Origin of the sequence: Flagellimonas meishanensis, from assembly GCF_019880545.1 — a bacterium.
GTDB classification, from domain to species: domain Bacteria; phylum Bacteroidota; class Bacteroidia; order Flavobacteriales; family Flavobacteriaceae; genus Flagellimonas; species Flagellimonas meishanensis.
Map to the genome: position 1 here is coordinate 1,385,134 of NZ_JAINVW010000001.1, position 19,395 is coordinate 1,404,528.

At 44.4% G+C, this 19,395-nt stretch carries 15 protein-coding genes and 1 tRNA gene; all 16 read left to right on the plus strand.

From position 1 onward, the window contains the following. Positions 1-5 precede the first annotated feature (5 nt). Entirely contained in the window at positions 6-323 is a 318-nt protein-coding gene (locus K7G75_RS06260) for an FtsL-like putative cell division protein (RefSeq protein WP_222983357.1), read from the plus strand. Beyond that, positions 323-2,332 carry a penicillin-binding protein gene (locus tag K7G75_RS06265; protein ID WP_222983358.1) on the plus strand — a complete coding sequence of 670 codons (2,010 nt, stop codon included), beginning with the start codon at positions 323-325 and terminating at the stop codon, positions 2,330-2,332. Before K7G75_RS06260 ends, K7G75_RS06265 begins: the two co-directional genes overlap by 1 nt. Beyond that, the gene (locus K7G75_RS06270) at positions 2,329-3,792 is read left to right on the plus strand and encodes a UDP-N-acetylmuramoyl-L-alanyl-D-glutamate--2,6-diaminopimelate ligase (RefSeq protein WP_222983359.1); all 1,464 of its coding nucleotides are present in this window, start codon (positions 2,329-2,331) and stop codon (positions 3,790-3,792) included. The genes K7G75_RS06265 and K7G75_RS06270 overlap by 4 nt, the downstream gene beginning before the upstream one ends. Before the next feature lie 105 nt (positions 3,793-3,897). Then, the gene (gene mraY, locus K7G75_RS06275) at positions 3,898-5,118 is read left to right on the plus strand and encodes a phospho-N-acetylmuramoyl-pentapeptide-transferase (protein WP_222983360.1); all 1,221 of its coding nucleotides are present in this window, start codon (positions 3,898-3,900) and stop codon (positions 5,116-5,118) included. Beyond that, a complete protein-coding gene (murD, locus tag K7G75_RS06280; RefSeq protein ID WP_222983361.1) occupies positions 5,119-6,453 on the plus strand; it encodes a UDP-N-acetylmuramoyl-L-alanine--D-glutamate ligase in 1,335 nt (444 codons plus the stop codon). 3 nt (positions 6,454-6,456) lie between these two features. Next, the gene (locus K7G75_RS06285) at positions 6,457-7,662 is read left to right on the plus strand and encodes an FtsW/RodA/SpoVE family cell cycle protein (protein WP_222983362.1); all 1,206 of its coding nucleotides are present in this window, start codon (positions 6,457-6,459) and stop codon (positions 7,660-7,662) included. After that, complete coding sequence (gene murG / locus K7G75_RS06290; RefSeq protein ID WP_222983363.1) at positions 7,649-8,737, plus strand: undecaprenyldiphospho-muramoylpentapeptide beta-N-acetylglucosaminyltransferase; 1,089 nt, start codon at positions 7,649-7,651, stop codon at positions 8,735-8,737. The genes K7G75_RS06285 and murG overlap by 14 nt, the downstream gene beginning before the upstream one ends. Next, positions 8,734-10,083 (plus strand): UDP-N-acetylmuramate--L-alanine ligase, encoded by a 1,350-nt coding sequence (murC, locus tag K7G75_RS06295; protein WP_222983364.1) that lies wholly within the window; start codon positions 8,734-8,736, stop codon positions 10,081-10,083. Before murG ends, murC begins: the two co-directional genes overlap by 4 nt. Further along, entirely contained in the window at positions 10,073-10,792 is a 720-nt protein-coding gene (locus tag K7G75_RS06300; RefSeq protein ID WP_222983365.1) for a cell division protein FtsQ/DivIB, read from the plus strand. The genes murC and K7G75_RS06300 overlap by 11 nt, the downstream gene beginning before the upstream one ends. 3 nt (positions 10,793-10,795) lie before the next feature. Then, on the plus strand, positions 10,796-12,124 hold the full coding sequence (gene ftsA / locus K7G75_RS06305; protein WP_222983366.1) for a cell division protein FtsA: 1,329 nt from the start codon (positions 10,796-10,798) through the stop codon (positions 12,122-12,124). 29 nt (positions 12,125-12,153) lie between these two features. After that, positions 12,154-14,100 carry a cell division protein FtsZ gene (gene ftsZ / locus K7G75_RS06310; RefSeq protein ID WP_222983367.1) on the plus strand — a complete coding sequence of 649 codons (1,947 nt, stop codon included), beginning with the start codon at positions 12,154-12,156 and terminating at the stop codon, positions 14,098-14,100. A gap of 101 nt (positions 14,101-14,201) precedes the next feature. Next, a complete protein-coding gene (locus K7G75_RS06315; RefSeq protein WP_222983368.1) occupies positions 14,202-14,651 on the plus strand; it encodes a GatB/YqeY domain-containing protein in 450 nt (149 codons plus the stop codon). A gap of 8 nt (positions 14,652-14,659) precedes the next feature. Beyond that, positions 14,660-14,733: transfer RNA gene (locus K7G75_RS06320), tRNA-Arg, on the plus strand. A gap of 499 nt (positions 14,734-15,232) precedes the next feature. Continuing rightward, the gene (locus K7G75_RS06325) at positions 15,233-18,091 is read left to right on the plus strand and encodes a hybrid sensor histidine kinase/response regulator transcription factor (protein WP_222983369.1); all 2,859 of its coding nucleotides are present in this window, start codon (positions 15,233-15,235) and stop codon (positions 18,089-18,091) included. Between the two features lie 137 nt (positions 18,092-18,228). Further along, positions 18,229-18,807: a hypothetical protein gene (locus K7G75_RS06330; protein ID WP_222983370.1), complete on the plus strand. Its 579-nt coding sequence runs from the start codon at positions 18,229-18,231 to the stop codon at positions 18,805-18,807. Between the two features lie 123 nt (positions 18,808-18,930). After that, positions 18,931-19,344 carry a hypothetical protein gene (locus K7G75_RS06335; RefSeq protein WP_222983371.1) on the plus strand — a complete coding sequence of 138 codons (414 nt, stop codon included), beginning with the start codon at positions 18,931-18,933 and terminating at the stop codon, positions 19,342-19,344. The last annotated feature ends 51 nt before the right edge of the window (positions 19,345-19,395 follow it).

Genomic DNA, 19,395 nt, shown 5'->3' on the forward strand with positions numbered 1-19,395 from the left:
AAAAAATGAGAAAAGGACTTTTAGACATATTAAAGGGAAAGTTTTTGGTGAGTGGAGATGCTCCCAAGAACTGGATGTTTTTGCTGTTTGCCTCCTTTTTGGCCGCACTAATGATTTCGAGCAGCCATCGCACGGACAAAAAGGTGCTGGAAATTGCCAAGTTGAATGAAGAAGTTCGAAAACTGAGGAGTGAATTTGTGGAGGGCAGGTCCACCGTGCAGCAATTGAAACTGGAATCCACATTAAGAAAAGCAGTGGCCGACCGGGGCATTGCACCTTCCGAAAATCCACCAAAAAAGATCAAGGTAAAAACCGAAAAATAATGGCGATTACGGAAAAAAATATCATGAACAGGCTTTACCTCGTCGCAGGGGGTCTTTTTGTTTTTTCCATTGCGGTTGTCGTCAAGTTGGTGGACATTCAAATGATCAAGGGCGAGGATTATCGTGAATTGGCATTGAACCAAACCGAAAAAATGTTCACCATAGAGCCCAACCGCGGTAACCTATACTCGCACGATGGCAGCCTTTTGGCAGCCTCCGTTCCAAAATATGAGATTCGGTTTGATGCGGTCACGGTTTCGGAAGAAAACTTTCAAAACAACGTAGCGGCACTTTCTGATTCCTTGGCACATCTTTTTGATAGGCCTTCGTCCTATTATAGACAACTCTTCAGAAAGGCAAGGGCCAATAATAACCGATATGCCTTGGTCGCCCGTAACGTGGATTACCTGGATTACGTGCGGATAAAACAATTTCCCCTGTTTGGGTTGGGCCCATATAAGGGTGGTTTTATCGAGACCCACCGGGTTGTTCGGGAGTATCCCTTGGGCAAAATGGCTGCAAGGAGCATTGGTTATGAGCGTGTTGATGAGAACGGATACTATACCCGCGTGGGATTGGATGGTGCTTTTGGAGAGGCCTATTTGAGAGGAAAGGAAGGAAAGCGACTGAAACAAAAAATAGCCAAGGGGCAATGGAAGCCCGTTGGTTTGGACAATATTGTAGAACCGAGGGACGGATTGGATGTCGTATCCACCATCGACATAAATATCCAGGATATAGCCCATCACGAACTATTGGCCCAACTTGAAAAATATAAGGCGGATCATGGCTGTGTGGTGGTCATGGAGACCAAAACGGGAGAGGTAAAGGCCATTTCCAATCTTGGCAGGACTTCCAATGGAAAGTATTACGAGAAGTTGAACTATGCGGTTGGCGAGTCCCATGAACCGGGCTCCACATTTAAATTGATGTCACTGGTGGCTGCGCTCGAGGACAAAGTGGTGGACACCAGCACGGTGATTGACACGGAAAAGGGACGGTACCGCATCTATGATGGGGTCGTCAAGGATTCAAAATGGGGCGGTTATGGAAAAATATCCGTTTCCGAGGCCTTTGCCGTTTCCTCCAATACGGCCTTTGCCAAGATGATCCATGAGAATTACAAAGAACAACCCGAAAAATTTGTCAACCGCTTAATGAATATGGGCCTCCATAAAAAACTCGATTTACCCATTATTGGTGAGGGAAGTCCGGTTATTCGCTACCCGGGTGACAAGGGCTGGTCCGGAATTTCCCTGGGATGGATGTCCCACGGGTACGAAGTGTCCTTGACTCCAATTCAAACTTTGGCATTCTATAATGCCATTGCCAATGACGGGGTAATGGTAAAACCAAGACTGATTCGGGAAGTACGGGAGGGAAACAAGGTGGTCAAACGATTTGAGAAGCGAGTGCTGAATCCATCCATCTGCTCCGGGGAAACGGTAAAAAAAGTACGCCAGTTGATGAAAGATGTAGTGGAAAAGAAAAATGGTACCGGGCATGGCCTTTATTCCAAAAACTTTTCCATGGCAGGCAAAACGGGAACCTGTCAAAAAAACTATGTGGAGAAAAACCCGGACAAACTGGCCTATATCTCATCATTCGTGGGATATTTTCCAGCAGATAATCCGAAATATTCATGCATTGTAATAATCCATGAGCCCGACAAGAGCGTCGGGTATTATGGAGCGGATGTCTCCGGACCCGTTTTCAAGTCCATGGCACAAAAGATCCATGCCATTTCTCCCATGGTCGATGAGGTCCAGCAACAGGACTATGACGAGCAAACGCTAGAGGCCGAATATCAAAAGTACTATGCCCAAGTCCAAAAAAAATACAGCACGGTTCCCAATGTAACCGGAATGAGTGGGATGGATGCGGTGTCCTTGCTGGAAAATCTAGGCCTAAAAGTGGAAGTGCAGGGTAACGGGAAAGTAAAAAAACAATCCATCCAGCATGGAACCGACATTAAACAAGTGGATAAAATAATATTGGAGCTTTCATGAAGCTATTGAAGGACATATTATATGGTGTAAGTCTTACCGCGGTGAGTGGAAACACCAATATCTTGGTCAATCAGGTTCACTTTGATTCCAGAAAAGTGGAGATGGATGACGTGTTTGTGGCCATAAGGGGGACCATTACCGATGGACATAAATACATCCAAAAGGCCATTGAATTGGGGGCCAATGCCATTGTGTGCGAAGAGTTTCCAGAACTTATGGTGAATGGCGTTACCTATGCAAAGGTGGGCGATAGCAATAACGCACTTGCTATAATTGCCGCAAACTATTTCGATAACCCATCCAAAAACCTGAAGCTGGTCGGGATTACGGGAACCAATGGAAAGACCACGGTGAGCACCTTATTGTACCAACTTTTTAAAAAGGCAGGGTTCAAGGTGGGTCTCATTTCTACCATAAAAGTGATGGTTGATGAAAAGGAGCACGAGGCCACCCATACCACACCCGATGTTATTACCATCAATGAGCACCTTTCCAAAATGAACGAAGCCGGCGTGGAGTATTGTTTCATGGAAGTGAGTTCTCATGGAATCCATCAAAAAAGAACCAAGGGCCTGCATTTCACTGGGGCCATATTCACCAACCTTTCCCATGACCATCTAGATTACCACAAAACCTTTGCGGCCTATCGGGATACCAAAAAAGTATTGTTCGATGAGTTGCCAAAGACAGCATTCGCCCTGGTGAATATAGACGATAAGAATGGCCTGGTAATGCTACAGAACACCAAGGCCAAAAAACTTACGTATGCCTTAAAAACCTATGCCGATTACCGGGGACAGATACTGGAAAAGCAGTTTACTGGACAACTGCTCAAGATCGATGAAAATGAACTCTGGACCCGACTGATCGGGGACTTTAACGCTTACAACATATTGGCCATTTATGCAACCGCTGACATCTTGGGGTTGGAAAAAATGGAGATTCTACGATTGGTCAGTGAACTTGAAACCGTTGATGGAAGGTTTCAATATTTCATATCCAAGGAAAAAATAAAGGCAATTGTTGATTATGCCCATACACCGGATGCACTCAAAAATGTGTTGATGACCATCAATGCATTGAGGACTGGAAATGAAAACGTCATCACCGTAGTGGGGTGTGGTGGTGATCGTGACAAGTCAAAGCGTCCGGTTATGGGTCATATCGCCTCGGAAATGAGCAATCAGGCCATTTTTACCTCGGACAACCCACGAACTGAATCCCCTGCGGCGATAATCCAAGAGATGGAAGCCGGGGTGGAGCCCCAAAATACCAACAAGGTGTTGTCCATAGAAAACAGAAAACAGGCAATTAAAACCGCGTGTAAGCTTGCCGCGGCCAACGATATTATCCTTGTGGCGGGAAAAGGTCATGAAACGTATCAGGAAACCAACGGGGTCCGAGTGGATTTTGATGATTTAAAGGAGGTGAAAGAAGCATTGTCCAGTTTGGGCAAATAAAATTGTAACGAATAAGAATGGAAGAACCAAGAAACAGGAGCCAAGAACCAAGATCATACAATATATGGTCCTATGTCCTGAATTCTAAGTCTTAAGTCAAAAAACATGCTATACTACTTATTCGAATATTTGGAAAAACAATACCAACTGCCAGGAGCGGGACTTTTCCAGTTCCTGACCTTCAGGGCGGCAATGTCCGTTTTGTTGTCCTTGCTGATAGCCATGGTGTACGGTAAACGCATCATCCTGTTTTTGCAGAAAAAGCAGATCGGAGAGAGCATACGCGATTTAGGATTACAGGGACAACAGCAGAAGGCGGGCACCCCCACCATGGGTGGAATCATCATCATCATATCCACGCTGCTGCCGGTGCTCTTGTTTGCGGATCTAGAGAATGTGTATGTCATCCTATTGATTATCACCCTGATATGGATGGGCATCATAGGCTTTATTGACGACTATATCAAAATCTTTAAAAAGGACAAGCAGGGCCTCAAGGGCAGGTTCAAGGTAATCGGTCAGGTTGTCCTGGGATTGATCGTGGGGACCACCCTTTATTTTCACCCCCAGGTCACCATCAAGGAGAAGGACACTACCCGGATTACTGAAAACTTCAGGGTCGAAAAAGTTTATGGAGAGGAAATGAAGGCGGTCAGAACCAATGTTCCCTTTTTCAAGAACAATGAGCTTGATTACGCCGAATGGATTTCCTGGGCCGGGGAAGGAATGGAAGAGTATGCCTGGTTGATTTTCATTCCCGTGGTCATTTTTATTATTACGGCAGTATCCAACGGGGCCAACCTTACCGATGGTATAGATGGCTTGGCGGCGGGTTCCTCCGCTATCATTGTACTCACGCTTGGGATTTTTGCCTGGGTATCCGGCAACATCCAGTTTTCGGATTACCTCGACATATTTTATTTGCCCCGAGTGGGAGAGTTGGTCGTGTTCATAGCTGCATTTGTGGGTGCCCTTGTCGGGTTTTTATGGTACAACACCTATCCAGCCCAGGTATTTATGGGAGATACGGGCAGTTTGACCATTGGCGGTGTGATCGCTGTGATCGCCATAATTGTTAGAAAGGAATTGTTGATTCCCATTTTGTGCGGGATATTTTTCGCAGAGTCCCTATCCGTCATGCTGCAGGTTGGCTATTTCAAGCATACCAAAAAGAAGTATGGAGAGGGGAGAAGAATATTCCTTATGGCCCCATTGCACCATCACTATCAGAAGAAACTATATCACGAAAGCAAAATAGTGACCCGTTTTTGGATCATTGGAATATTGCTGGCAATCATAAGTATTGTCACACTTAAAATTCGATAGATGGGCCGCTTGGTGATATTGGGAGGAGGAGAAAGTGGTGTGGGAACCGCCATTTTAGGGCAAAAAAAAGGATATGAGGTCTTTGTCTCGGACAAAGGCGAAATAAAGGAGAAATACAGCAAAGTTCTTGAACATTTTGGAATTGAATGGGAGTCGGGCCAGCATACCGAAGCCAAGATCATGAATGCCCATGTGGTCATGAAAAGTCCTGGGATACCCGATACGGTTCCGTTGGTAAGGCAGCTGGTGGAAAACGGCATTCCGGTAATCTCGGAAATTGAATTTGCGGCCAAGTACAGCAGTGCAACCACTATTGGCATCACGGGCAGCAATGGAAAGACCACCACAACGATGCTCACCTATCATTTGTTGAAGAATGGGGGTTTGAACGTGGGCATGGCCGGAAACATTGGGGACAGTTTTGCAAAAATCGTCGCCGAGCGTGATTTTGAGCACTACGTGTTGGAGATCAGCAGCTTTCAATTGGATGGCATTGTGGATTTTAAGCCCCACATCGCCATAATTACCAATATTACCCCAGATCACTTGGACCGATATGGGTACAAATTTGAGAACTATATCGCCTCCAAGTTTCGCATTGCCATGAATCAAGACCAAAACGATTACCTGATCTATGACGGGGATGATCAAGTGATCAGGGATTGGTTGGCGGAGCACCCGGTTCAATCCAAATTGATACCATTCTCCCTAAAGGAGAAACCAAAAGAAGGAGCTTGGCTGGAAAATGATATGATAAAACTAAAAATTGAACACAAAACCTTGGAAATGAGTACAGATATTCTGGCCTTGGATGGCCAACACAATGTTAAGAATGCCATGGCGGGCAGTTTGGCCGCGCTTTTGGTGAATGTGAGGAAAGAGAACATTCGCCAGAGCATACAGTCTTTCCAGGGGGTGCCACATCGGTTGGAAAAAGTGCTGAAAATAAATCATGTGGAGTACATCAACGATTCCAAAGCCACAAATGTGAATGCCACTTTTTATGCCTTGGACGGTATTAAAAAACCAATTGTATGGATCGCCGGTGGGATAGACAAGGGCAATGATTATAATGAATTGATGCCCTTGGTCAGGGAGAAAGTAAAGGCCATTGTTTGTTTGGGAATGGACAACACAAAACTCAAAGATGCTTTTGGCAATGTGATCGATCTAATGGTGGAAACCTATTCCATGGAAGAGGCGGTGAAGGTGGCCTACAAGATAGCCGAACGTGGGGATGCAGTATTGCTTTCCCCAGCGTGTGCCAGTTTTGACCTTTTCAAAAATTATGAGGATAGGGGAGACCAATTTAAAAATGCAATAAAGAATCTATAGGCCATGTTGGCATTGTTCAAAAATCTGAAAGGAGATAAGGCCATTTGGGGCGTAGTGGCCCTATTGGCGCTCTTTTCTTTTTTGCCGGTTTACAGTGCCAGTACCAATTTGGTCTATGTGAACGATGATGGCACCACATTTGGACACCTGATAAAGCATGCCGTACTGTTGTTCCTTGGTTTCGGGATCATCTATGCGATCCATCGAATCCCCACCCACTATTTTAAGGGACTTTCCATAATTGCCATGCCCATTGTGTTGATTCTGTTGGTCTATACATTGACAGTGGAAACCGAAATAGGAGGTGTTACGGCCAATCGTTGGATCAAGATTCCATTTGTGGGGGTCAACTTCCAGACATCCACGCTGGCTTCGGTAGTCTTGATGATATGGATTGCCAGGTATCTTACTAAGATTAAGGATGTCAAAATTACCTTCAAGGAAAGCATTTTACCACTTTGGTTGCCAACAGCACTTGTTGTACTATTGATTCTGCCCGAAAACTTCTCCACAGCGGCCATTATTTGTTTTCTGGTATTGGTCCTCTGCTTTTTGGGGGGTTATCCGTTAAAATATTTGTTTGCCATGATTGGCACAGGACTGGTGTTGGGAGGCATGTTTCTCTTTGTCCTTTTCAAGGCGCCCGAAGTATTGCCACAGCGAGCTGGGACATGGAAATCGAGGATTGAAACCTTTGTCCATCCCGAGAAAGCCGATAGGGACGACCTGCACCAATTGACCTTGGCAAAAATAGCTATCGCCGAAGGAGGAATCGTGGGCAAGGGAGCAGGCAAGAGCGTCATGAAGAATATGCTGTCGCAAAGCACATCCGATTTCATTTTTGCGATCATTATTGAGGAATATGGGCTTTTGGGCGGCGGAGCATTATTGTTTTTCTACCTATTGCTCCTTTTCAGGATCGTGGTGGTAGCGCATTCCGCCAAAACGGTGTTTTCGAAATTGTTGGTGATAGGGGTGGGTCTTCCGATAGTTTTTCAGGCCTTTATCAATATGGCGGTAGTGGTTCAGTTGTTTCCGGTAACGGGTCAACCTTTACCACTGATCAGTATGGGGGGGACATCCATTTGGATGACCTGCTTGGCCATCGGAATAGTGTTGAGTGCAAGCAATAAGAAAGAGAACAGTGAGGAGCAATCCTATAACATAGATGAAACCAATCCTTTAGAAGTGTTGAGTGGGCAGATATAGGTTCATACTTTCTGGAGGGGGCACGGGAGGACATATTTATCCCGCCATTGCCATTGCCAACGAACTGAAAAGGAGGCATCCCGAAGCGGAATTTTTGTTTGTAGGGGCAAAAGATAAAATGGAAATGGAAAAAGTGCCACAGGCGGGATATAGAATAGAAGGCCTGTGGATAAGTGGAATACAACGGAAACTGACATTAAAAAATCTCATGTTTCCATTAAAATTGATGAGCAGTTTGTTTAGGGCACGAAAAATAGTGAAGCAATTTAAACCCGATGTGGCCATTGGGACCGGTGGTTTTGCCAGTGGACCCCTGTTGCGCGTGGCGGCAAGCGTCCGTGTACCCTATGTGCTGCAGGAGCAGAATTCCTTTGCAGGTGTCACGAACAAATTGTTGGCAACCAAAGCCAATAAAATATGTGTGGCCTACGATGGCATGGAGCGGTTTTTTCCCAAGGAGAAAATTGTCAAAACAGGAAACCCGGTACGAATGGATTTGTTGGATGTGAAGGCAAACAAACAAGAAGCCATGACATTTTTTGGTCTGGACCCTGATAAGCCGACCGTTCTGATATTGGGAGGAAGTTTGGGTGCGAGACGCATGAACCAGTTGATTGAGAAGGAGCTCCATTTCTTCGATAAAAAAGATGTTCAGTTGTTATGGCAATGTGGCAAGCTCTACTTCGAAGACTATAAAAAATATGAATCTGATGCGGTTAAAGTGTTGGCATTTGTAAACCGTATGGACTTGGCATATGGTGCCGCCGATGTCATAATATCCAGAGCTGGGGCAGGTTCTGTATCCGAGTTGTGCCTGGTGGGCAAACCGGTAATTTTTATCCCATCACCCAACGTAGCCGAGGACCATCAGACCAAGAACGCCCAAGCATTGGAGGCAAAAAATGCGGCGATCGTATTAAGGGAAGATCAATTGGATTCCATTTTTGAACAAAGCTTTTCCCAGTTGATGGATTCCAAGGAAATGCAGGATGAATTGGGGGCAAACATCAAAAAATTAGCGATGCCAAAAGCTACGGAACACATTGTGGATGAAATTGAAAAGATGCTAAAGTGAACTTAAAGGACATACATAGCGTGTATTTTATTGGCATCGGAGGTATCGGTATGTCTGCTTTGGCCCATTATTTTCATTTTGTGGGCAAAAAAGTTGGTGGCTACGATCGTACCGGCACGCCCATTACCCAAGAGTTGATTGAAAAAGGCGTTTGGATTCATTTTGAAGATGATGTGGAGCAAATCCCAAAGACCTTCAAACATCCTGATACCTTGGTTGTTTATACCCCAGCGGTTCCATCTACCCATACAGAACTGAACTTTTACAGGAACAAGGGTTTTCAAACAAAGAAACGTGCCGAGATATTGGGCTTGGTCACCAAAAACAGCTTTTGTTTGGCCGTGGCGGGAACCCATGGGAAAACTACCACCTCCTGCATTCTAGCGCACTTGTTAAAGGAGTGTGGGATGCCTTTCATGGCGTTTTTGGGAGGTGTTTCGGAAGATTTCAACAGCAATTTTGTGCTGGACGGGACCCAATATGCTGTGGTGGAAGCCGACGAGTTCGACCGATCCTTCCTGCAGCTTTCACCCAAAGTGGCTTGTATCACTTCCATGGATGCGGATCATTTGGACATCTATGGCACCAAGGAGGCCTTGCAAAAATCTTTCAAGGATTTTTCAGATAAAATTGGGCCGGATGGAATCCTACTGGTCAAAAGCGGGCTGCCCATTAAAGGCATCACCTTTGGCATAGAGGACGGTTCTGATTATTGCATTAAAAATATTCAAATTGAACAGGGTACCTACATATTTGATTTGGTTACGCCATCGGAGGTTTTGAAACGGGTTCGTTTCAACAAGCCCGGAAGGCACAATTTGCTCAATGGATTGGCTGCTTTTGCGATGGCGGTGCAAATTGGTTCCCCACCACACCGCCTAGTCAGAACTTTGGAGACTTTTAAGGGTGTCCAACGCAGGTTTTCGTACCAAATCAAGGAAAGGGACTTTGTTTTTATCGATGATTATGCGCATCATCCTACCGAAATCAACGCAGTGCACCAAGCAATCAGGGAAATGCATTCCGGGAAAGAAATAACCGCAATTTTTCAACCACACCTTTTTTCCCGAACGCGGGATTTTGTGGATGAGTTTGCGGAAAGCCTATCCCAATTTGATGTGATTTTGTTGCTTGAAATCTATCCGGCCAGGGAGGAACCTATAGAAGGGGTAACATCCTCATGGCTTTTGGACAAAATTGGGAATCCAAGGAAAAAGTTGGTTTCCAAATCAGAGTTGTTGACGGAGATAAAAAAATGCACTACCGGAGTATTGGTAAGTATGGGTGCAGGTGATATTGGAATTGAAATACCTAAAATAAAAAAAGAGTTGCAGTATGCGAGTTAACTGGGATTACATAAAATTGGCGTTCCTATCCGTTGCGATAGTAGTCCTCTACGGTTTTGCCGACCAAAGGAGCAAAAGGAAGGCCGTGGACGGGCTCTCCATCAAATTTGTGGGCAAGGACAATTTGTACATTACGGAGGATGCAGTTAATAAATTGTTAATACAAAATTATGGCCCCGTAAAAAATAGGCATAAAGAACAATTAGTTTTGAATACCATAGAGGAGGTAATTCTGTCCAACGATATGGTGAAAAATGCCCAGGTCTATCTTACTGTAAACGGGGAACTTATATCTAAGATTGTTCAGCGAAAACCAATCGGAAGAGTAGAGGGAGTCTCTAAATTTTATTTGGATGATTTGGGAGAACGTATGCCGTTGTCAAAGAACCATTCGGCAAGGGTTCCGATAATCACAGGTAAAATTACGGGGAAAACCTTGGAGGATGCCTATGTCATTTTGAATTATATAAATGCGGACGATTTTCTGCGGAAAAATGTCATTGGCATACACATAGAGGAAGAAGGAAAGTATCAATTGAAGTTTCGCATGGAGAACTTTGTGGTGAATTTGGGAGGAGTGGACAACCTTAATGAAAAGTTCAAAAATTTCATGGCATTTTATGCCAAGGCGACCAAGGACAAATCCTTGGAAAACTATGCAGTAGTGAGTTTGGAATTCAACAATCAAGTGGTTTGCACCAAAATATAAGGTATGGAACAAGGTAATTATTCAGTTGGGCTGGACATTGGAACCACCAAGATCGTAGCGATCATCGGTAGGGAAAATGAATATGGAAAAATTGAGATTCTGGGAACGGGCAAGTCCAAAAGTCTGGGGGTGCACCGTGGCGTGGTCAACAACATAACCCAGACCATCTCATCCATTCAGCAGGCCGTGGAACAGGCGGAGGTCAACTCTGGACTAAAAATAGGCTCGGTGGTGGTGGGCATTGCAGGACAGCACATTCGCAGTCTGCAACACAGCGATTACATTACCCGACCCAATTCGGAGGAGGTCATCAACAACGATGATCTGGACCGACTGTGCAACCAGGTCTATAAGTTGGTTATGCTTCCCGGTGAGGAAATCATTCATGTACTGCCCCAGGAATACAAGGTTGATGGCCAATCCGAGATAAAGGAACCCAAAGGAATGTACGGTGGCCGTTTGGAAGCCAATTTTCATGTGGTGGTGGGCCAGGTATCCTCCATCAAAAACATTGGAAGATGCATAAAAAGTGCCGGCCTGGATTTGGGCAATATCACGTTGGAACCCTTGGCATCCGCAGAAGCCGTTTTGAGCCAAGAGGAAAAAGAAGCTGGTGTCGCTTTGATTGATATAGGAGGTGGGACCACGGACCTTGCCATTTTCAAGGATGGTATCATCCGACACACTTCGGTAATTCCTTTTGGGGGGAATGTAATCACTGAGGACATAAAAGAGGGATGCTCCATAATCGAAAAACAAGCCGAACTCTTGAAAATAAAATTCGGTTCCGCCTGGCCAGGGGAGAATAAGGACAATGAGATTGTGTCCATTCCAGGACTTCGAGGGCGAGAGCCCAAGGAAATCACCTTGAAAAATCTTTCTAAAATAATCCATGCCCGTGTGGTCGAGATCATTGAGCAGGTCTATGTGGAGATCAAGAACTATGGCCATGAGGAGCAAAAGAAAAAATTGATTGCAGGTATTGTGCTTACGGGTGGTGGAAGCCAATTGAAACACCTAAAGCAATTGGTGGAATACATAACTGGTATGGACACACGTATCGGGTACCCCAACGAGCATTTGGCCGGAGACTCCGATGAAGAGGTTGCCAGCCCACTTTATGCCACCGCAGTGGGATTGTTGATGAATGCTTTGGAAACCACCAATAAGAATGCGGTTCCAGAACAGTTGAAAGTACAGGAAGAAGAAAAAGTTTTGGTGGAGCAGGGACATGCTGAGACCAAGACTGCCATGGAAAACCATAGGGACAGGAAATCCATTTTTGATAAATGGTCTGAAAAGCTGAAGGACTTTTTGGACAACGCAGAATAATAACCCCATTAAAACGAAACAACACCGTCATGAGTAAGAACACCGAATTTGACAATATCGCCTTTGATTTGCCCAAGAACAAAAGCAACGTAATAAAAGTGATCGGCGTTGGAGGTGGAGGAAGCAACGCTATCAACCACATGTTCCAGGCCGGTATCAATGGAGTGGACTTTGTAATCTGCAACACCGATGCCCAGGCATTGCAGAACAGTCCCGTGCCCAACAAAATCCAACTGGGTGTATCCTTGACGGAGGGACTTGGCGCCGGGGCCAATCCTGACATTGGCGAACAGGCTGCCTTGGAAAGTATTGAGGAACTCAAGGGTATGTTGGAACTCAACACGAAAATGGCCTTCATCACTGCTGGAATGGGTGGGGGAACCGGGACCGGAGCAGCTCCGGTAATCGCCAAATTGGCCAAGGAAATGGATGTTCTTACCGTGGGCATTGTGACCATACCTTTTCAATTTGAAGGGGCTATGCGTAACAAACAAGCACAGTTGGGTATAGAAAAATTAAGGGCCAATGTGGATTCGCTGATTGTAATCAACAACAATAAACTTCGCGAGGTATACGGCAATCTTGGGTTTAAGGCCGGTTTCTCCAAGGCTGATGAGGTATTGGCCACTGCTGCTCGGGGTATTGCAGAGGTCATCACACACCACTACACACAGAACATTGACCTTCGGGATGCCAAGACGGTGCTTTCCAATAGCGGAACCGCAATTATGGGCTCGGCCATGGCAACTGGTTCCGCAAGGGCCAATGAAGCCATAATGAAGGCTTTGGATTCGCCCTTGTTGAACGATAACAAAATCAATGGAGCCAAAAATGTACTGTTGCTCATAGTTTCTGGCAAGCAAGAAATCACTATAGACGAAATCGGCGAGATCAATGACCATATCCAAATAGAAGCGGGGCACGGAGCGAACATTATAATGGGTGTGGGCGAGGATGATAGTCTTGGTGAGGCCATTGCCGTAACGGTGATTGCCACGGGTTTCAACATAGACCAACAAGATGATATTGTAAACACCGAAACCAAAAAGGTATTCTATACGCTTGAAGACGAGCAGATTGCTGAACAAGAGCTTACTCCAGAGGCCACATCGGTTCAGGAAGTGAAGATGCAGAAAATCATGGTTGAGCCAGAGCCTGAAGTGGTCAAGCACACCTTGGAAATTGAAGAGGAGGAGGAAATACGAACTCCAATATTGGATTCTGACCTGATACCGACCACTAGCTACATAAGAAACTTCAATGTGTTCTATGAAGAAGTGGTACCGGAAAATGTGGAAAATGACTTCATCATAATCGAGGCCAAGAACATCCTAAAGAACATCGAGGTAATCGATGCTGAAGTGGTTTCACCCAAGGTTGAAGAGGACCAATTCACGTTGAGCTTCGATATGCCACTAAGCCATATGGAAGAGGAAAGGGAACAAACAGTGACCTTTAATCTTGATGAAGAGGTCAAAGACGTGGACGTAAACGAATATGTGGAGGTAAAACCCGTGTTGGAGTATCGAAAAGAAGGCGAGACCCGTTACAATTTGGAAGAGTACATGGAATTGGAAACCAAATTGACCGGTGCTAGGTCCATGGCTGAGACTCACGAGCCCAAGTTGGTGGAAGACGAACTGGTCTTTGAGAAAAAAACCATCAAGGTAGAAGCCAGGCAAGAAGATAGTATGGAGGACCAAAACCTTGGCCCCCTCAATAGTCCGATAAACGAATTGTTAAAAGATCGTGCGGACGAGCGAAGAAGAAAATTGAAAAACTTCAATTATAAGTTTCAGAATAATCGGAACAGCATTGATGAAATAGAAAAGCAACCTGCCTACAAGCGACAGGGTGTTGATCTTAATGATATTCCCAAAGAGCAGAAAGTCTCTAGGACCACATTGAGCGAGGATAGCAACGACGACCTGCAGTTGCGTTCCAACAACTCTTTTTTGCACGATAATGTTGATTAGTAGTGTTTAAATTGAAATCCATTTTTATGGAGAGCATAAGCCCGATTGTTGAATGACTTTCGGGTTTATTTTTTTATCTTCGCAGCCCAAAATGGTATAAAATGGGTTTGCAAGAAAGCGTAATGATGGAAATGAAGGCGGCGATGCGGTCCAAGGATACCACTGCGTTGGAATCCTTGAGGGCCATTAAGTCGGCAATACTATTGGCAAAGACGGATAAAGGTGCTGCAGGTGAGCTTTCTGAGGAGGACGAGGTAAAAATCCTTCAAAAATTGGTGAAGCAGCGCAAGGACAGTGCTGCCATTTATCAACAACAGGGACGTGATGACCTAGCAGGACCGGAATTGGCCCAGGCAGCCATTATTGAGCGTTTTTTGCCCGAACAGCTTACGGAAGAGGAAATAGAAAAAGTGGTGGTGCAGACCATTGATGCCATCGGAGCCTCGGGAATGCAGGATATGGGAAAGGTAATGGGAATCGTTTCCAAGGAGTTGGCAGGGCAGGCGGATGGCAAGACCATTTCCAACATAGTGAGACAAAGATTAAGTTAATAAATAAAGGCCGCGTAGTTCAACTGGATAGAATATCAGATTTCGGCTCTGAGGGTTGGGGGTTCGAATCCTCCCGCGGTCACTGGGAACTACATATTTGAATTCAAAAAGTCTGAAAGTCGTTGATTTTCAGACTTTTTCATTTTCACTGATTTTGTTTGATATCGAAAGTACTCACCAATTCTGGTGAGTGATTCGGCATCCCCTTTGCAGAATTCGAAAAAGGGATACCAGAATTATCTTAAAAACCTGTTTGTCAATTACAGGTAATGATAGTTAAATACCCTACTTATAAATTTGGTAAACCTAAAGTGTCCAATAAAAAATGAATTTCCGAAATCATTAAAAAGGACGGAAAATGAGACTTGCTATTTGAATTGAAATCGATTTAGCAAAAACATCCCTTAAAACGGCCGATTTCCAGAACCTTATTTCTAAATTGGGATTTACCAGAACTTTTCATAAAATAAATCTAGTTTTTCGGAAAAGGATTATGCTTAAATTTAGGCATGGCCAGACTTCAACTTTTAATCCTGTTCTTTCTCTCTATATGTGTTTATCCCCAATCTAAGATTGATAGTTTGGAGCAAAGGCTTGGTGTCGAAAGAGCAGACTCGTCCAAGGTTAAGACATTGCTATCTCTGGCGAACGAATATCGCTACGTAAATCAAAAAAAAGCCGAAAAAAATGTTCTTGCGGCCTTACAGATTGCCAAAAGAATTAAAGATAAAAAGGTTGAGGTTTCTGGTTTAATAGCCCGTGCCGACCTATTCGCCGATAGATCGAGCTACGATTCAGCGGTAACGGTCTTCTCCAAAGCCCTATCCATTGCTGAGCATATCGAATTCAACGATGGTAAGAGTGCCGCCTTAATTGGTTTGGGCAATACGCATACCAGAAAAGGAGACCTCGATAAGGGAGAGGAATACCTGCAATTGAATATCGCCTTCGCAACGGAAACTAAAGACTTTGAGGGGGTGGCAAGTTCTTATAATAATTTAGGAAACATCTACAACGAACGAGGGGAGTATAAAAAGGCCATGGAAGCCTATACCGAAGCGGCCAAAATGAACTCGGCGATCGGCCATGAAAAAAATACGGCCATAAATTTCGCCAACATTGGGATGATCAACCAAAAACTGGAAGATAGTGAGAAGGCCATTTTGTATTATCAAGAGAGTGATAGCATTTTTAAAAAGCTCGATTTCTTGCCAGGCCGTGCCTTTGTACAGAATGGCATGGGAATAGTATACCGAAATATACAAAAGCCCGATAAGGCCTTGCAGAACTACTTACAGGCCCTGGAAAGCTATGCAAAGATGGGCCGAAAGCGTGAAATGTCCCAAACCTATCAAAACATCGGGAACATTTTTTCTGATAAAAAGCAATCCGGCGAGGCCATTGAAAACTATCGCCGATCCTTATCAATAGCAACTGAAATCAACGATTCGATAAACATGGCCATGGCCAGCCAGGCCTTGGGCCAGGAATTTCTTTATTCCAAAAAATTGGATAGTGCAGCAGGGTATTCTATCGAAGCCATTGAAATCGCCCGCGCCATCGGAGCCAAATTAACTGTGATGGATGGCTACAAGACCCTGTCCGAAGTGAATTTTGCCATCGGGGATTATAAAAAAGCTTACGATTTTAGAATTAAATACGAGGCTGAAAAGGATAGCCTTTATACTATAGAAAAGCGAGACCTGGCCGAGGATATAGAGGCCAAATACCAAAACGAACAAAAGACCCGGGAAATCGCTTTATTGGCTTCCGAAAAGGAAGTGCAGGCCCTGCAGTTGGGCAAAAGAAAGAACGAGCGCAATGCCATCATCATCTTTGCCCTGTTTATCCTACTATTGGCAATTTTGTTGTACAACCTGTACCGTATTAAACAAAGATCCAACAAAGAACTTCAGGAACTTGATAGACTGAAATCCAACTTTTTCGCCAATATTTCCCATGAGTTCAGAACGCCATTGACCTTGATTCAAGGGCTCATTCAACATTTGGAGCAAAATCCTGACCAAAAACTTGAGAAAGAGGACATCAAGATGATACGTCGCAACACCAATAGACTTTTAGGGCTGGTCAACCAGCTGTTGGACCTGTCAAAAATAGATGAAGGAAAACTTAAGCTCAAACCGAGTGAAGGAGATGTATTTAAGTGCATAAGAACGGCTGCAGCTTCCTTTAATTCCTATGCCGTCCAGCATCAAATGGATTACAGAATAAAAGTACCCGATACCGCCCTTTGGGCTTCATTTGACCGCGACAAAATGGAAAAGGTCATTTATAATCTTTTGAGCAATGCCTTTAAATTCAATGATGAAGCTGGCAAGGTAATCATAGAAGTATCCCATGGCAACGACGAACTTATGGTTCAAGTTTCTGATAATGGCGAAGGTATAGCCCCCGAAAAGTTGCCCTTTATTTTTGATCGCTTTTATCAGGTTGATGGGGGCATTACCAAAGAAAGGGAAGGTTCCGGTATTGGCCTTTCGCTCTCACGGGATCTAGTGGAGCTTATGGACGGCACTATTACGGTATCGAGCGAGGTGGGTCAGGGCACCTTCTTTACCGTCCAGGTTCCCATGCAAAAAATCAGAACAGGCCAACGTTCTGAATTGGCAACCATGCAAAATCAATCGGCCATGGATAAAGGCACGTTTGATTTCCCAAAGACCGATGACCGTTCGGCACCGAAGATATTGGTCATAGAAGACAATGAAGATATGCGCCAATATATTGGGAAACAACTTTTGGAGCATTATAGGGTGATGGAGGCAAGGAACGGGGAACAAGGCCTAAAATTGGCAATTTCCGGAATGCCGGAATTAATTATTACCGATTTGATGATGCCGAAGATTGATGGTATGGAACTCTGTAAACAATTGAAATCCAATATTGAAACCAGCCACATACCCGTAATCATGTTGACCGCAATGGCCGGTGAGAAAAACAAAATTGAGGGATTGGAAACCGGTGCCGATGACTACTTGACCAAACCTTTCAGCGCAAAAGAGCTATTGGCGCGGGTCAGAAACCTAATGGCCCAAAGGCAACGACTACGCCATTATTATTCCGATAACCAAGCTTCGCTTGAACCTGCAAAATTGGCCACTACAACTTTGGACAGAAGATTTCTCAATCAGTTACTTGAATTGATGGAAAAAGAGTATGCCGACCCTAATTTTGGAGCTCCTCAAATGCAAATGGCACTGGCCATGAGCAAGACCCAATTGCACCGAAAAATAAGGGCGCTTACCAACGAGTCTCCCGGAGAGCTGTTACGTAATTTCAGATTAAAGAAAGCTGCCAATCTCTTATCCCAAAAGGCCGATACCGTAACCCAGATTGCTTACCAAGTTGGCTTTAACAACCTTTCCTATTTCGCCAAATGCTTTAAGGCATTGTACGGTGTTTCTCCCTCTTCTTATTAATTCTGGGCTTTAGGTACATTATTTGGGAATTTAGAATCATAATTTGGAACTGTGGTGTCAGCCCTGTTTGTGGCCAACTGCTAGTTTTGGTTCGATTCTAATGGTTCCCCAAGAAAGTTCAATCAAAACTATTACTAATGAAAACACAAAATGGTATTATAGGAGTTTACCATTGGGGAAACAAACGAATTTTTCTCAATGCAGCAATTGGTCTTTTTTTATTCTTTTTATGTTCCTGCGAATCCAGCGATGGAGATATGCAAGAGCCAGATTTGGATGAAGTAGGTTTCAACATCGATGTTTCGGGGAGTTTTTCAAGGGATATGGAAGGCACCAATGCCACCTACAAATTTAATGAAATGCCTAGCAGTTTTGTTACCACCCACCAACTGGCCATATACCTGACAGATGGCGAGGGCTATACGGTTACGGCAACAATTTTGTTGAACGGGGCTTCCCTTCCTACCAAGGGAAAGTACAACATTACGGATTTTTCAAGTGGTACAGGACTCCAAGAGTTAGATGCTGGTCTGATATTCGGACAAAACGGGGGCGTCAGCCATAACAGCATTGGCAGTAGTATCGGGAGTATTACCCTTACCGAAACAGGCAACGGTTTCGTCAAGGGAACGCTTGTTGGTGCGCTATTGGCTACAGGCAACGGCTCAGGAAGTATAAGCATCAATGGCTCCTTCCATGCGGAGTTCATTCCCTAAAAATTGCGTTTAAATGAAACCAAATTTGAATCTATCTACGGTAGGTGGAGAATAATGTATAAACATATATGCAGTGATATGAAAAATTCAAGAAAAAAATCAGGGTCACTTTATCTAAAAACTATGATGGCCTTACTCTTCATACTCTTTAGCATAGGCTGTAGCAATGACGATGAAGATCGCCCATCTATAGTACTGGGAGAGCTAAGGGTAGAAGATCCGAACTTTTGTGCACATAGTTCCGGTACCGGTGGACGTTACGACATTATTATCCCTTACAGCGGCACACAGAATGATGTTCTTAAACATATATTGTATGAAGGAACTTTGGATGACGGTAAAACCGACAGTGGTGCGCTGGACCAATTTGAAGGATTTGAATTGGAAGATGGCGACGGTGAACTCAATTGGGGGAACATCTGCCTGGGATTTGCCGATTCAGCTTGGCTGGATTTCGAAATTCGGATTGAGACTACGGAGGGTAAAATTAGCAGTGCTTCTTCCATTAGGTTGAACCGAACCGATTTTGATAATTGACCTATTGATTCCATGGCAGAAAGAACAATTTTGATGATATAAGTTAAACGC